At 62.8% G+C, this 13,934-nt stretch carries 13 protein-coding genes; 6 read left to right on the top strand and 7 right to left on the bottom strand.

Translation table 11 applies throughout. The annotated features are described in order from the left end of the window. Positions 1 to 14: 14 nt before the first annotated feature. The 6 genes from NKK52_RS26740 (at position 15) to NKK52_RS26715 (ending at position 6,380) form a co-directional block, all read left to right on the top strand. Positions 15 to 932 carry an AraC family transcriptional regulator gene (locus NKK52_RS26740; RefSeq protein WP_023683581.1) on the top strand — a complete coding sequence of 306 codons (918 nt, stop codon included), beginning with the start codon at positions 15 to 17 and terminating at the stop codon, positions 930 to 932. Positions 933 to 1,161: 229 nt separating this feature from the next. Continuing rightward, a complete protein-coding gene (locus NKK52_RS26735) occupies positions 1,162 to 2,433 on the top strand; it encodes an ABC transporter substrate-binding protein (protein WP_023683582.1) in 1,272 nt (423 codons plus the stop codon). Positions 2,434 to 2,530: 97 nt separating this feature from the next. After that, positions 2,531 to 3,397, top strand: a complete 867-nt coding sequence (locus NKK52_RS26730) for a carbohydrate ABC transporter permease (RefSeq protein ID WP_023683583.1) — start codon at positions 2,531 to 2,533, stop codon at positions 3,395 to 3,397. An 11-nt stretch (positions 3,398 to 3,408) separates the two neighbouring features. Further along, positions 3,409 to 4,221, top strand: a complete 813-nt coding sequence (locus tag NKK52_RS26725; RefSeq protein ID WP_023671259.1) for a carbohydrate ABC transporter permease — start codon at positions 3,409 to 3,411, stop codon at positions 4,219 to 4,221. A gap of 15 nt (positions 4,222 to 4,236) precedes the next feature. After that, positions 4,237 to 5,283, top strand: a complete 1,047-nt coding sequence (locus tag NKK52_RS26720) for an NAD(P)-dependent alcohol dehydrogenase (protein ID WP_023683584.1) — start codon at positions 4,237 to 4,239, stop codon at positions 5,281 to 5,283. A gap of 2 nt (positions 5,284 to 5,285) precedes the next feature. Continuing rightward, positions 5,286 to 6,380 (top strand): ABC transporter ATP-binding protein, encoded by a 1,095-nt coding sequence (locus tag NKK52_RS26715; protein WP_023683585.1) that lies wholly within the window; start codon positions 5,286 to 5,288, stop codon positions 6,378 to 6,380. A gap of 54 nt (positions 6,381 to 6,434) precedes the next feature. Here NKK52_RS26715 and NKK52_RS26710 read toward each other — a convergent pair whose 3' ends face one another. From NKK52_RS26710 to NKK52_RS26680, 7 genes are all read right to left on the bottom strand, one after another. Continuing rightward, on the bottom strand, positions 6,435 to 8,021 hold the full coding sequence (locus NKK52_RS26710) for an FGGY-family carbohydrate kinase (protein WP_023683586.1): 1,587 nt from the start codon (positions 8,019 to 8,021) through the stop codon (positions 6,435 to 6,437). A gap of 134 nt (positions 8,022 to 8,155) precedes the next feature. Continuing rightward, positions 8,156 to 8,815: an HAD family hydrolase gene (locus NKK52_RS26705; protein WP_023683588.1), complete on the bottom strand. Its 660-nt coding sequence runs from the start codon at positions 8,813 to 8,815 to the stop codon at positions 8,156 to 8,158. An 11-nt stretch (positions 8,816 to 8,826) separates the two neighbouring features. Further along, a complete protein-coding gene (locus tag NKK52_RS26700; protein WP_023683589.1) occupies positions 8,827 to 10,305 on the bottom strand; it encodes a mannitol dehydrogenase family protein in 1,479 nt (492 codons plus the stop codon). A 46-nt stretch (positions 10,306 to 10,351) separates the two neighbouring features. Continuing rightward, the gene (locus NKK52_RS26695) at positions 10,352 to 11,122 is read right to left on the bottom strand and encodes an L-iditol 2-dehydrogenase (RefSeq protein WP_023683590.1); all 771 of its coding nucleotides are present in this window, start codon (positions 11,120 to 11,122) and stop codon (positions 10,352 to 10,354) included. Further along, positions 11,119 to 12,123 carry an ABC transporter ATP-binding protein gene (locus NKK52_RS26690; RefSeq protein ID WP_023683591.1) on the bottom strand — a complete coding sequence of 335 codons (1,005 nt, stop codon included), beginning with the start codon at positions 12,121 to 12,123 and terminating at the stop codon, positions 11,119 to 11,121. Before NKK52_RS26690 ends, NKK52_RS26695 begins: the two co-directional genes overlap by 4 nt. A 50-nt stretch (positions 12,124 to 12,173) precedes the next feature. After that, positions 12,174 to 12,998 carry a carbohydrate ABC transporter permease gene (locus tag NKK52_RS26685; protein ID WP_023671250.1) on the bottom strand — a complete coding sequence of 275 codons (825 nt, stop codon included), beginning with the start codon at positions 12,996 to 12,998 and terminating at the stop codon, positions 12,174 to 12,176. 11 nt (positions 12,999 to 13,009) lie between these two features. Continuing rightward, on the bottom strand, positions 13,010 to 13,882 hold the full coding sequence (locus NKK52_RS26680) for a carbohydrate ABC transporter permease (protein WP_023683592.1): 873 nt from the start codon (positions 13,880 to 13,882) through the stop codon (positions 13,010 to 13,012). Between the last annotated feature and the right edge of the window lie 52 nt (positions 13,883 to 13,934).

The raw sequence follows: 13,934 nt of genomic DNA, 5'->3' as shown, positions 1-13,934 counted from the left end.
CCGGAGAGCAGACGATGGCATTCAGGCGCAGAAAGAACACGGCCGCGATCCCTCGCACGGTGCCGGCTTTCGAGCACATCGTCACCGAGGCGAGCGACAGTTTCCTGTGGCGGCTCGACGACTATCCCTGGGAGCGCAATGTCTGGAATTTTCATCCGGAATACGAGATCCATCTCCTGAGGAAGTCTTCCGGGGTCGCGCTGGTCGGCGATCACATCGGCGAATTCGGGCCGGGCTACCTGAGCATCGTCGGCGGCGGGCTGCCGCATGACTGGGTGACATCGGTGCAACCCGGCGAGCTGATCGAAGGACGCGACATCGTGCTGCAATTCGATCCGCAGCGGCTGCGCGGCTCGGCGGGACTGCTGCCGGAGCTGCGCGAACTAGAACCGTTCCTGGAGCGATCGCTGCGCGGCATCGTCTTCCATGGCCGCGCCGCGCTCGACGGCGCTGCGCTGATGGAAAGGATGGGCACCGTGCACGGGCTCGCCCGGTTTTGCCTCTTCCTCGAACTGGTCGATCTGCTGGCCAGGACAGACGAATACGAGCTTTTGTCCTCGCCGGATTTCTCACCCGCGCTCGACGCAACCTCGCTGGACATCATCCAGCGCACGCTGACCTATCTCTTCCAGCATTTCGCCGAGGATCTGAAGCTGCCGGAGGCGGCGGAGCTGGCGGGGATGAGCGAAAGCACGTTTTCGCGCTTCTTCCAGAAAAACACCGGCAACAGTTTCAGCGACCACATCGCCAAGCTCCGGCTCTGGCAAGCCTGCAAGCTGCTGGCGGACACCGACATTCCGATCACCGACATCTGCTTCCAGGTCGGCTACATGAACATCTCCAACTTCAACCGCGCCTTCCTGCGCAAGCACCGGATGACGCCGTCATCCTACCGCAAGCTGTCGAAGCAGCGGATGACGATACGCGCCTGAAAACCGGCCTTCCTCACTCCATCGGTACTCATGTGACAGAGGCCGTGCAGGCGGGCCGGATTTTGCAGCGCACAATGCATAAAAGTACAGGTCTGCTGCAACGGGGCTTCTAGCGCGGCCTTTAGCAACTCCTCATTTTGGCGATGGGTGGCTTGTCGCTCGGGCGATGGCGAGGATCGCGCAACCGAAGACTTCCGCTTCCTGCGACTGTTCCTGGAGGAGAAAATCAATGAAACCAATTCGGCTCGCTGCGAGCATAAGCGCAGCTTTCATGCTTACCACGACCCTCTCGACCATGGCGCTGGCGGCGCCGGTCTGCTCGGCGCCGGTCAAGGTGCTGGCGCAACCGCGTGACGGGCTGACGCTGCTGGAGGCGTCCAAGGAGGAGTTCCAGAAACTGGCCGGCGCCAGCTTCCAGATCGACTATCTCAACGAGAACGACCGCCGGGCAAAATCGCGCGCCGATGCGTCCACGGTGGGCAACTACAACGTCTACTATGTCGACGAAGCCAATGTGGCGCTGTTCGCCTCGTCGAAATGGATCGTGCCGCTCACCGACTATTACCCGGCTGACTACGACTACGCCGATTTCGACCCGGGCCGGCAGAAGGTCGCCACCTATGACGGCAAGGTGTGGTTCGCGCCGCTGACCGGCGGCGGCGACCTGATGGTCTACCGCAAGGACATTCTGGAAGCCGCCGGCATCCAGCCGCCGAAGACGCTGGACGAGTTGATCGCCGACGTGCCGAAGCTGACAGATCCCGACAAGGGCATGTACGGCATCGCGCTGCGCGGCGCGCGTGGCTCGGGCGCCAATGTCTGGCGCTGGATGCCGTTCTTCAAGGCCTATGGCGGAAAATGGTTCGACGGTGACAAGCCGGCTTTCAACTCCGAGGCCGCGGTCAAAGCGACCGTGACCTATCTTAAACTGTTCAAGGATTCAGCGCCCGGCACGCAGACCGGCAGCTGGGATGAATCGACCGGCGCCTTCCTGTCGGGCCAGGTTGCCATCTTGGTCGAATCGACGCCGCTGTCGGGCATGGCGGTCGACCCGAAGACCTCGCAAGTGGTCGGCAAGATCGGCTTCCTGCCGCCGCCCTCGCCACTGACCGGCGGCGGCTACGGCCACGGCCTCGCCATCGCCGCCAAGGCCAATGCCGATGACGCCGCGAAGCAATGCGCCGGCCTGTTCATCGCCTGGGCGACGTCGAAGGAGAACGAGAAGCGCCGGCTCGACGCGCACCAATTCGGCGAGCTCAACCGCACCAGCGTGCTGTCCAGCAAGGAGTTCGCCGACATCTATGGCGCCGATCTCGGCCAGGCGCTTGCCGATACCGGCAAGGTGACGGCGGTGAACTTCTGGCAGGATCCGCGCTGGCCGGATCTCGGCGACCGCTGGGGCATCATCCTGGAAGAGCTGGTCACCGGCACGCGCACCGACGTCAAGGGCGGCCTCGACGAACTCGAGGCCTACGCCAACGAGCTGGTGAAGAAGAAGTAATCCTCCCGCCCGCGGCGCGCGGTCCACGGCATTCGACCGGATGCCGGGACCTGTGCGCCGCGGGTCTCTCCAAAAAGGCACAGCCCGAGGATAGGCAATGCGCCGACGCTCTTCCCTGCCCGTGACGTTTCTGGTTCCGACGCTCGCCATTCTTCTGGTGCTGTCGATGGTGCCGACGCTGTACGCCATCGTCATTGCGCTGCAGAACCGCGAGCTGAGCTCGTCGGACTATTCCTGGGTCTGGCTGTCGAACTTCATCGACCTGTTCGCCGACCGGCGTTTCCTCAACGCGGTCTGGGTTTCGGTGAAGTGGGAAATCGTCACCGTGGTGGCGACGATGATGGTGGCGATCGGGCTCGGCGTGCTGATGTTCGAAGTAGCGTCGCCGCGGCTGCGCAACATCTACTGCCTGCTGTTCATCATCCCGGTGCTGTTGCCGCGTGTCTCGGCGGCCTTCGTGTGGAAGTTTGCCTATCATCCGCTCTACGGCATCGCCACCTATCCCTACAGGCTGATCACCGGCGGGCTGATCTTCGACCCGCTGTCGAAGCCGTCGACGGCCCTGTTTGCCGTCGCCTCGGTCGATGTCTGGCAGTGGGGACTGTTCTTCGCGGTCATCGTGCTGAAGCTTCTGGAGACCTTGCCGCCGCAGCCGATCGAAGCGGCGCGGCTCGACCACGCCAAACGCTGGCAGATCCATGCCTATGTGACCTTGCCTATGCTGAAGGCGCCGCTGATCAGCCTGATGTTCGTCAAGATGATCGAATCGCTGCGCTCCTTCGACCTGATTTATGTGATGACGCGCGGCGGGCCGGGCGTGGCGACCGAGACGCTCGACATGTACGCCTTCTCGCAAGGCTTCATCGAATCCGGCAAGGTGTCCTATGCCTCGGCCATGGCGGTGCTGATGATGATCGCGACTGTCATCACCTTCACCATGCTGTGGAAGCGGGTGCAGGCATGAGGCCGTATCGCATGAGACCGGGCCGCCTCATCGGCAAGATCATCCTGGCCTTCGCCGGCTTCATGGCGGTGTTTCCGCTCGCCTGGACGGCGGTCAATTCGCTGAAGAACAATGTCGACATCATCACCCGCGTGCCGCGCCTGGTGTTTACCCCGACCTTCGACAATATCAGCTACATCATCGGCCGCGACAGCGTCATGACTGGTCTCTATAACTCGGTCATTTCCTGCGGCGTCGCCGTGCTGATCGGCGTCATGCTCGGCCTTCCGGCAGCCTATGCGGTGGCGCGCTATCCCAATCGCTTCGCTGGCGACATCCAGTTCTTCGTGTTGTCGCTGCGCTTCCTGCCCCCGGTGGCAGTCGCCATTCCGCTGATGGTGATCTGGCTGCAGATCGGGCTCTACGACACCTTGCCGGCGCTGATCGTCACCTATTCGCTGCTCACCATCTCGGTGATCATGTGGCTCGCCATTCCCGCCTTCCAGGCCGTGCCGAAGGAAATCGAGGAAGCCGCTTTCGTCGACGGCTACGGCGCTTACTCGGTGTTCTGGCGCATTGCGCTGCCGGTAGCGGCGCGCTCGCTGATCGGCGCCGTCGCCTTCAGCTTCGTGCTGGTGTGGAACGAATTCCTGATCGCGCTGATGCTGTCCAGTTCCAACGCCAAGACATTGCCGATCGTCGCTTCCGAACTTTCACAGCAAGGCATGAACGTGCCGTGGGGAATCCTCAACGCCTCGGTCGTGCTGTTGTCGCTACCGCCGCTGCTGTTCCTCGGCGTGCTCAGCGGCTTCCTGAATTCCGTTTTCCGGCAAAAAAAGACTTGATGCGAGGACTTACCTATGCGGGCACTGGTGCTTGAGAAAAAAGGCGAACTGTCGCTGCGCGAGATCGCGCTGCCGCTCGACGTCGGACCGGGCGATGTCAAGATCGCCATCCACACGGTCGGCGTCTGCGGCAGCGACGTGCACTATTACACCCATGGCGCGATCGGCAGCTATGTCGTGCGGGCCCCGATGGTGCTCGGCCACGAAGCCGCGGGAACGATCGTTGAGATCGGCGCCAATGTCGGCACGCTGAAGGTCGGCGACCGCGTCTGCATGGAGCCGGGCGTGCCGAACCTGTCGTCGCGCGCGACGAGGCTCGGCATCTATAATGTCGATCCCGATGTCAGCTTCTGGGCGACACCGCCGGTGCATGGCGTGCTGGCGCCCTATGCCGTGCACCCGGCCGCCTTCACCTACAGACTGCCGGACAATGTCACCTTCGCCGAAGGCGCGATGGTCGAACCCTTTGCTATCGGCATGCAGGCGGCGAGCCGCGCCCGCATCGTGCCTGGCGACGTCGCCGTCGTCGTCGGCTGCGGCCCGATCGGCATCATGATCGCGCTGGCGGCGCTGGCCGGCGGCTGCTCGAAGGTGCTGATCTCCGATTTTTCCGCACCCAAGCTCAAGATTGCCGCGCAATATCCCGGCATCGTGCCGGTCAATATAGGTGAGCAATCGCTGGTCGACGCAGTCTCCGCCGCGACCGACAATTGGGGCGCGGATATCGTGTTCGAGGCGAGCGGCAGCCCGAAGGCATTCGCCGACCTGTTCGATGTCGTGCGGCCGGGCGGCGCGGTGGTGCTGGTCGGACTGCCGGTCGAACCGGTCAGCCTCAACGTTCCGGCGGCGATCTCCAAGGAAGTGCGCATCGAGACGGTGTTCCGTTACGCCAACATCTTCGACCGCGCGCTGCAGCTGATCGCCTCGGGGAAGGTCGACCTCAAGCCGCTGATCACCGGCACTTATGATTTCTCGGACAGCATCGAGGCCTTCGAGCGGGCGGCGCAAGGCAAGCCGCAAGACGTCAAGCTGCAAATCCTTCTTACCGGCGAGAAGGGCTGACCATGTCCGCGATCGTTTGCTCCCATGTCGACAAGGCTTACGGCGCCACCACCGTCATCCGCGACCTCAATCTCTCGATCGAGGAGCACGAATTCGTCGTATTCCTCGGCCCGTCCGGCTGCGGCAAGTCGACCTTGCTCAGGATGCTGGCCGGACTGGAGGATATCAGCGGCGGGGAAGTGTCGATCGGCGGCAAAGTGGTCAACGATCTCGAGCCCGGCGAGCGCGGCATTGCCATGGTTTTCCAGAACTATGCGCTCTACCCGCATATGACGATCTTCGACAACATCGCCTTTGGGCTCAAGCGACAGAAAGTGCCCCCGGCCGAGATCCGGAAGCGGGTCGAGGCGGTGGCAACGACGCTCGGCCTCGAACCTTACCTCGCCCGCAAGCCGACCGAACTTTCCGGCGGCCAGCAGCAGCGCGTGGCGATTGCGCGCGCCATGATCAAGACGCCGAAAGTGTTCCTGTTCGACGAGCCGCTGTCCAATCTAGATGCCAAGCTGCGCAACCACATGCGGGTCGAGATCGCCCGGCTGCATCAGTCGCTGAAGACCACCACCGTCTATGTCACCCACGATCAGTTGGAAGCGATGACGCTGGCCGACCGGATCGTGCTGCTCAGGGATGGCGTTATCGAACAGATCGGCTCGCCTGCGGAGATCTATCGCCAGCCGGGCAATCTGTTCGTCGCCGGCTTCATCGGTACGCCGAACATGAATTTCATCGACGTGGCCGTCGGGCGGAAGGACGAACGCTGGACGCTGACAGGCGGCGGCTCGAGCTTCTCCATAGAAGGCTCGGGCTTCGATCTACGCGGCGTCCAGCGCGCCGTGCTTGGAATCCGACCGCCGGACCTGAAGACCGCCGGCGCTCAGAGCATCAATCTTCTGCAAGGCACCGCCGACCTCATCGAGTTCCATGGCAATGACGCGCTGGTGACGTTCGCCTGCGGCGGCAAGGAGGTCGGCGCATTGGTATCGGCCCGCGAATGCCCGGGGTTGCGCGCGCCTGTGCGCTACACATTCGAGGAGGAGAGCGTGCATCTGTTCGACGCGGCGACCGGCGCATCCTTGCGCCGGCGAGAGGAGGCCTAGATTTGGTACGCAATTCCGGACGGAAAACCGTTTCACATTTTTCCTGGAATTGCTCTAGCTGATGGCGTCGAGCTCCTGCCGCTGGCGGTGCATTTCGAGGAAAATCTTGTAGTCGCGGTCGAAGCGGCCTGACGCGGCCGGGTTCGAGGTGCGCGCCCTGCCGCCTTGCTGCATGGCGACGCAAGCGGCATTCAGGTCCGGGAACAGACCGGCCGCGGTGGCGGCGACCATGCCGGTGCCGAGCAGAACGGCTTCGTCGGCCAGCGGCTCGATCACCGCGCAGCCGGTGGCGTCGGCATAGAGCTCCATCAGCAACGGGTTCTTGGTGTGGCCGCCGGTGACATGCAGCGTGTCTATGAGATAGCCGTTCTCGTTCAGCGCCTCCAGCACATGGCGCACGCCGAGCGCGATGCCGACGGCGGTGCGCCAATACAGCTTGCACAGACTGTCGAAGGAGGAATCCAGCGTCAGCCCGCTGACCACACCGACCGCATGCGGATCGGCAAGCGGCGAGCGGTTGCCATGGAAATCCGGCAGCACATGCAGCCTTGCCGCCAGCTTGTCACCTTCGGTGCTGCGCAGTTCGGCGACGCGCCTGGCGATTTTTGCATGCATGGCCGCGTCCGGCTCGCCGCCGGCGCCGTGCCAGCGGATGATATGGTCGAGCAGCGCACCGGTCGCCGACTGGCCGCCTTCCGACAGCCAGAGTTTTGGCAGTGCGGCGCCATAGTATGGACCCCAGACGCCGGCGAAAGGCTGCGGATCGGGCGACATCGCCATGACGCAGGACGAGGTGCCGGCGATCAATGCCAGATGGCGGCCGATATTCTGCTCGTCGCCAGCAAAGCCGCCGAGCACGCCAAGCGCGCCGGCATAGGCATCGATGACGCCGGCGCCGACCCGACAGTTTTCGCTCAAGCCCAACTCCGCCGCCGCTTCAGGGGTGAGCGTGCCGATGTCTGCGCCGACAGCACTTGCCTTCTCCGGCAGGCTGCCGTGTTCGAACAGATCGCCAAGCCCGACCCTGTCGAAGAAGTCACGGCGCCAGCCGGTTTCCTCATGCGCCAGATAGGTCCATTTGGCGGTCAGCGTGCATTGCGAGCGCGCCAGCGACCCGGTCGCCTTCCAGGTCAGGAAATCGGTGAGGTCGAATAGGTAGCCGGCTTCATGCCAAGTCCCCGGCAGATTGCGCTTCAGCCACATCAGCTTCGGCGTCGCCATTTCCGGCGACATGACGCCACCGATATAGTCGAGTACGGCGTGGCCGCTATCGGTGCATTCATCTGCCTCGGCGATGGCGCGATGGTCGAGCCAGACGATGGTGTCCCAGCGCCGTTCGCCCGTCACCGAGACGCTGAGCTGGCCGGCATTCCTGTCCAGCACCACCAGCGAGCAGGTGGCGTCGAACGACATGCCGACAATATCGTCGGCTGACACACCGGCCTTTTCGCGCGCGGCACGCACCGCGATGCACACAGCCGACCAGATATCCTGCGAATTGTGCTCGGCGTGATCGGCCTGCGGCTGGTTCATGACGATCGGATGCTCGGCGCGGCCGAGCAAGGTGCCTGACGTGTCGAGAATGCCCGCGCGGGCGCTCCCGGTGCCGACATCGACCGCGCAAACGAAGCTTTTCGTCAAGATGCTTTTACTCTCGCTCCCTAGAGCCGGATGATTTCAGGTCTGTTCGACCTGAAATCTGAATCCGTCTCTAAATCAAAGAAGTAGAGCATGATGTCGTCCGAAAACCGCTTCACACTTTTCGGCATCATGCTCTAGCCTGCAATCAGATCGGGCAATTGCAGCATGTCCGCGAATATAAAGTCCGGTTCACTCGACGCAAGCCGCGCTTTCAAGGCCGGGTTGCCGGCGTGCGAACCGCCGGTGAAAGCAAAGACGCGCATACCGGCCGCACGCGCCGCCGCGATGCCGGCAGGGCTGTCCTCGATTACGATGCAATTACCGGGATGCGCGCGCATAGCAGCGGCGGCATGGAGAAAAAGATCCGGCGCCGGCTTGCCGCGCGCGACCATGGCAGCGCTGAACAGATGGGGCTCGAGCAGGCCGAGCAGGCCGGTAACGTCGAGCGCATAGCGAATGCGGTCGAGCGTGCCGGAGGAAGCGACGCAGCAGGGCACGCCCAGCCTCGGCAGGATGTCGCTGATGCCGGGAATCGGCTTCAGCTCCTCGCGGAATTTGCGCATCAGCTCGACGCGCATATCGGTCAGGTGCACGTCGGTGATGTCGATGGTGAAATCGCGAAGAAGTATCTCGCGCACGCTCTTCATGCTCTTGCCGAGGAAATGCTCGTAGGCCGCATCCTCGCTGACCGAGCCCCCGGCGGCAGAGATCATGCCGAGCAGAGCCGAAACCGACAGCGCCTCGCTGTCGACCAGCACGCCGTCACAGTCGAAGATGACCAGTTCGGGCGTCATTGCGGCTGGCGTCAGAGCTTGCCGGAGATGTAGCGCGTCAGCGTCGCGCGCGTGCCATTCGCCCACAAGACGTTGAGCGCATGGGCAAAGGCCTCGGCGAACGCCGCCGAGCGGCCGACATCGCCATAGATGTCCTCCATCGCAAGCCAGGCGCCGGGCGCATCCTTCGCCGCCTTGGCGGTTGCCTGCAGCCGGTCCCAGCTGGGATCGTTGGCTTCGATGTCGGCGCCGCTGTCGGTGGTGCCGAAGCAATAGCGGCACCACAGCGCCGATTCCAGCGCGAGACCCGCAACGCTCTTCCCGGCTTTCAGCCGGTCGGCGATGGTCGGGATGATGAATTTCGGCTGCCGGTTGGAACCGTCGAGGCAAAGCCGGCGGATGGTGTCGCCGATCTTCGGGTTGGAAAAGCGGTGCTCGATGAGCTGGTAATAATCCTCCAGCACGGTGTCCGGCACCGGCGGCACGGTCGGGATGATCTCGTCATGCTCGAGCTTGGCGAGGAAGCCGCGCACCAGCGGCTCCTGCATCGCCTCATGGACGAAATGGATGTCCATCAACCCTGCGGGATAAGCGATCGTGGCATGACCGCCATTGAGGATGCGGATCTTCATCAGCTCATAGGGCGCGACATCCCTCACGAATTGCACACCGACCTTTTCCAGCGGCGGGCGGCCGCCGGTGAAACGGTCTTCCAGCACCCATTGCTTGAACGGCTCGCAGAACACCGGCCAGTTGTCCTCGAGGCCGAACTCGGTGGCGAGAATGCCGCGCTCGCGGTCGGAGGTGGCGGGGGTGATGCGGTCGACCATGCCGTTGGGAAAGGCGACATTGTCGCTGACCCAGTTTGCCAGATCCTCGTCGATCAGCCGGGCGAGGCCGATGACGCCATCCGAGGTGACATGGCCATTGTGAGGGATGTTGTCGCAGGACATGACGGTGAACGGCACGATGCCGTCGGCCCGGCGGCGCATCAGCCCGGCCAGGATGAGGCCGAACACCGTCTTCGGCGTCGTACCTGCCTGCGCGTCGGCAACGATATCAGGATGGGTCGGGTTGAACTTTCCCGAGGCCGGATCGATGAAATACCCGCCTTCGGTGATGGTCAGCGAGACGATCTTGATCGCCGGATCGGCGAGCTGGTCGATGATCGCATCCGCATCGCCGGGCGTCAGGAAATCGATCATGACGCCGGTGACGCGGGCGCTCATATGGTCGGAATCCTGCTCGACCACGGTGGTCAGCCAGTCCTGCTCCTGCAGCTTGGAACGACCGATTTTTTCGCCCTCGAAGACCCCGGCGCCGACCAGCGCCCAGTCATGGCCGATGCCTGCATTGAAGAGATCGTCGAGGTAGACCGCCTGATGCGACCGATGGAAATTGCCGACGCCGAAATGGACGATACCGGGTTTGAGCCTGGAGCGATCATATCTGGGACCGGCGACCTTGGCGGGGAGTTCCGAGAGGATCGAGGAGGAGAGTTTCACGGTCATTTTTCTACCCTTTTGGCCGGGCTGCGGCCTTCGTGATCCCGGCCCATCAACTCATCCATTGGCCGCCATCGACATTGTAGGTCTGGGCGACGATGTATTCGGCGTCGTCGCTGGCCAGGAAGACCGCCATGCCGGTCAGGTCCTCCGGCTTGCCCATGCGGCCATAGGGCACGCCCTCGCCGACCAGCCGCTTCTTCTCGCCCTTCGGCCGGTTCTCATATTTGGCAAACAGCGCATCGACCTCATCCCACATATCGCTGTCGACGACGCCGGGCGCGATGCCATTGACGTTGATGCGGTGCTTGATCAGGTCGAGCCCGGCGGACTGGGTCAGCGAAATCACCGCGGCCTTGGTGGCGCAATAGACGGCGACCAGCGGCTCGCCGCGCCGTCCTGCCTGGCTGGCGATGTTGATGATCTTGCCGCCCTTGCCCCTTGCGATCATCGAACGCGCCGCTGCCTGCAGCATGAACAAAGTGCCGGCGACGTTGACGGAGAACAATTTGTCATAGCTCGCTTCGGTGATCTCGACGATCGGCGCCAGGTCGAACAAGGCAGCATTGTTGATCAGTATGTCGAGGCCGCCGGTCTTTGTTTCGACCGCCTTGACCGACGCCTGGATCGAAGCAAGGTCGCTGACGTCGAGCCTGACCGGATAGGCGTTGGCGCCAATCTCGGCGGCCGTGTTTTCGGCAGCCGCCAGATTGATGTCGGCAATGGCCACCGTGGCACCCTCGCGCGTATAGGCTTCGGCAAAAGCCCTGCCGATGCCGCGCGCGGATCCGGTGATCAGCGCCGATTTGCCTTTCAGTCTCACTGCGTCAGCGCCTTTCCGTCGGGGCCGAAGCGATGCATGCGGACCTTGTCCGGCGTCAAATAGATGGTGTCGCCGTGGCGTACGGCCAGTTCGCCATCGGCGCGTACCGTCAGCGGACCGACGCCGTCGGCCTGGACATGCAGGAAGGTGTCGGAGCCCAGATGCTCGGCGACGCCGACAAGGGCTTTCCAGTCACCCGCGGTGGTCGATATCCCCATATGCTCAGGACGAATGCCGATGGTCTTGGCGTTGTATTTGGCCGCCGGCGCACCTTCGATCAGGTTCATTTTCGGCGAACCGATGAAGCCCGCCACGAACAGGTTCTTCGGCGACTTGTAGAGTTCCATCGGCGAGCCGACCTGTTCGATGTTGCCGGCGTTGAGCACGACGATTTTGTCGGCCATGGTCATGGCTTCGATCTGGTCGTGGGTGACGTAGACCATCGTCGTCTTGAGCTGATGGTGCAGCTCGCTGATTTCGAGCCGCATGGTGCCGCGCAGTGCGGCATCGAGGTTGGACAGCGGCTCGTCGAATAGGAATGCCGAGGGCTGGCGCACGATGGCGCGGCCGATGGCGACGCGTTGCCGCTGGCCGCCGGAGAGCTGGCCGGGCCGGCGTTCGAGATAGTTGGTGAGGTTGAGGACCCGGGCTGCGTCCTTCACCTTCTTGTCGATCGTCGCCACATCCTCGCCCGCCATCTTCAGCGGGAAGCCGATGTTCTTGGCCACCGTCATATGCGGATAGAGCGCATAAGACTGGAATACCATGGCCAGCTTGCGCTTGGCCGGCGCCTCGCCGGTGACGTCACGGTCATCGATGTTGATGGTGCCCCCGCTGGTGTCCTCGAGCCCGGCGATGAGGCGCAGCAACGTGGACTTGCCGCAACCCGACGGCCCGACGAAGACAACGAACTCGCCATTCTCGATGACCAGGTCGAGGCCTGGAATGATGACCGTCGATCCGAAATGCTTGGAGACGTTCTTGAGCGTGATGTTTCCCATGGTTTCCTCCCCGAGGGGTTATTTGGCCGGATTGCTTCAGGCAACGTCCGTTATTTTACCGCGCCGAATGTCAGGCCGCGCACCAGCTGCTTCTGGCTGAACCAGCCCATGATCAGGATGGGGGCGATGGCCAGCGTCGAGGCCGCCGAAAGCTTGGCCCAGAACAGGCCTTGCGGGCTTGAGAACGAACTGATGAAGGCCGTCAGCGGCGCCGCCTCGGTGGTGGTCAGGCGGATGGTCCAGAACGCTTCGTTCCACGCCAGGATGATGTTGAGCAGCATGGTCGATGCGATGCCCGGCACGGCCATGGGGGTCAGCACATAGACGATCTCGCCCCACAGGGTGGCGCCGTCCATGCGTGCCGCCTCCAGGATTTCGCCGGGGATTTCGCGGAAGTAGGTGTAGAGCATCCAGATCACGATCGGCAGGTTGATCAGCATCAGCATGATCATCAGGCCGATGCGGCTGTCGAGGAGTCCGGCATCGCGGAAGATGAGGTAGATCGGGAACAGCACGGCAACCGCCGGCATCATCTTGGTCGAGAGCATCCACATCAGGATGTCCTTGGTCCACTTGCCCGGCGAGAAGGCCATCGACCAGGCGGCCGGAACCGCGACGATCAGGGCCAGGATGGTCGAGCCGACCGAGAGCAGCACCGAGTTGAAGAAGAACTTGAAGTAGCCGCTCTGCGCCTGGACCTCGGTATAGCTCTCGAACGTCCCCGACGGGATCAGCGCGAAGCCCTGGATGGCCTCCTGCTCCGACTTGAACGAGGTGATGATCGTGTAGAGGATCGGGAAGAAGATCAGCAGCGCGACGATCCAGGCGGCGCCTGTCGCAATGACCTTGTGTTGGGTGGTGACTGCACGTGCCATCGTATCCTCCCTTACTTGTCCAGGTTCTTGCCCACCGCGCGCATGGCGAAGTAGGCGACGATGTTGGCGAGAATGACGGCGATGACACCGCCGGCCGATGCCTGGCCGATTTTGAACTCCAGCAATGCCTTCTGGTAGACGAGGAAGGGCAGGTTGGTGGAGGCATAGCCGGGTCCGCCATTGGTGGTGACCAGGATCTCGGCATAGACCGACAGCAGGAAGATGGTCTGGATCAGGATGACGACGGTGATGGCGCGCGACATGTGCGGCAGCGTCAGATAGATGAAGCGGCTGACGAAGCCGGCGCCGTCCATCTCGGCGGCTTCCTTCTGCTCGCCGTCGAGCGACTGCAATGCGGTCAGCAGGATCAGCGTGGCGAAGGGAAGCCATTGCCAGGCGACGATGATGATGATGGCCAGCATCGGATGCTGCCCGAACCAGTCGATCGGTTGAGCCCCGAAGAAGCGCGCAATGTCGGCAAAGACGCCGTATTGCGGGTGCATGATCATGTTCTTCCAGACAAGTGCAGCCACCGGCGGCATGACGAAGAACGGAGAGATGACGAGGATGCGGACGATCCCCTGTCCCCACATCGGCTGATCGATCAACAGCGCCAGCATGATGCCGCCGATCACGGTGATCAGCAGCACGCTGCCGACCAGGACGAGCGTGTTCAGGATCGATTGCAGGAATGCCGGGTTGGAATAGAACAGCGAGTAGTTCGAGAACCAGACGAAGCCGTCGCGGATCGGGTTCAGCGGATTGTATTGCTGGAAGGAGAACCAGAAGGTGATGACCAGCGGCACGATCATCCAGACGAACAGCAACACGACGGACGGCGCCATCATGAAGCGGGCAAGCGAACGGGTCTGCTGAGTAGCCATGACGGTCACCCTTCACTAGTCGGACTGAATTTTCACAGCGGGGAAAAAGCGG

It is taken from the genome of Mesorhizobium sp. C277A (assembly GCF_040324395.1).
Taxonomy (GTDB): Bacteria; Pseudomonadota; Alphaproteobacteria; order Rhizobiales; family Rhizobiaceae; genus Mesorhizobium.
Note: the sequence above shows the minus strand (reverse complement) of the source record. Positions and strands in the feature narration are given on the sequence as shown.

Excerpts from the sequence above, each read along its gene's own strand:
- NKK52_RS26680 (WP_023683592.1), bottom strand. The coding sequence starts at position 13,882 with ATGGCTACTCAGCAGACCCGTTCGCTTGCCCGCTTCATGATGGCGCCG.
- NKK52_RS26720 (WP_023683584.1), top strand. The coding sequence starts at position 4,237 with ATGCGGGCACTGGTGCTTGAGAAAAAAGGCGAACTGTCGCTGCGCGAG.
- NKK52_RS26735 (WP_023683582.1), top strand. The coding sequence starts at position 1,162 with ATGAAACCAATTCGGCTCGCTGCGAGCATAAGCGCAGCTTTCATGCTT.
- NKK52_RS26705 (WP_023683588.1), bottom strand. The coding sequence starts at position 8,815 with ATGACGCCCGAACTGGTCATCTTCGACTGTGACGGCGTGCTGGTCGAC.
- NKK52_RS26715 (WP_023683585.1), top strand. The coding sequence starts at position 5,286 with ATGTCCGCGATCGTTTGCTCCCATGTCGACAAGGCTTACGGCGCCACC.
- NKK52_RS26690 (WP_023683591.1), bottom strand. The coding sequence starts at position 12,123 with ATGGGAAACATCACGCTCAAGAACGTCTCCAAGCATTTCGGATCGACG.
- NKK52_RS26725 (WP_023671259.1), top strand. The coding sequence starts at position 3,409 with ATGAGACCGGGCCGCCTCATCGGCAAGATCATCCTGGCCTTCGCCGGC.
- NKK52_RS26740 (WP_023683581.1), top strand. The coding sequence starts at position 15 with ATGGCATTCAGGCGCAGAAAGAACACGGCCGCGATCCCTCGCACGGTG.
- NKK52_RS26685 (WP_023671250.1), bottom strand. The coding sequence starts at position 12,998 with ATGGCACGTGCAGTCACCACCCAACACAAGGTCATTGCGACAGGCGCC.
- NKK52_RS26730 (WP_023683583.1), top strand. The coding sequence starts at position 2,531 with ATGCGCCGACGCTCTTCCCTGCCCGTGACGTTTCTGGTTCCGACGCTC.
- NKK52_RS26700 (WP_023683589.1), bottom strand. The coding sequence starts at position 10,305 with ATGACCGTGAAACTCTCCTCCTCGATCCTCTCGGAACTCCCCGCCAAG.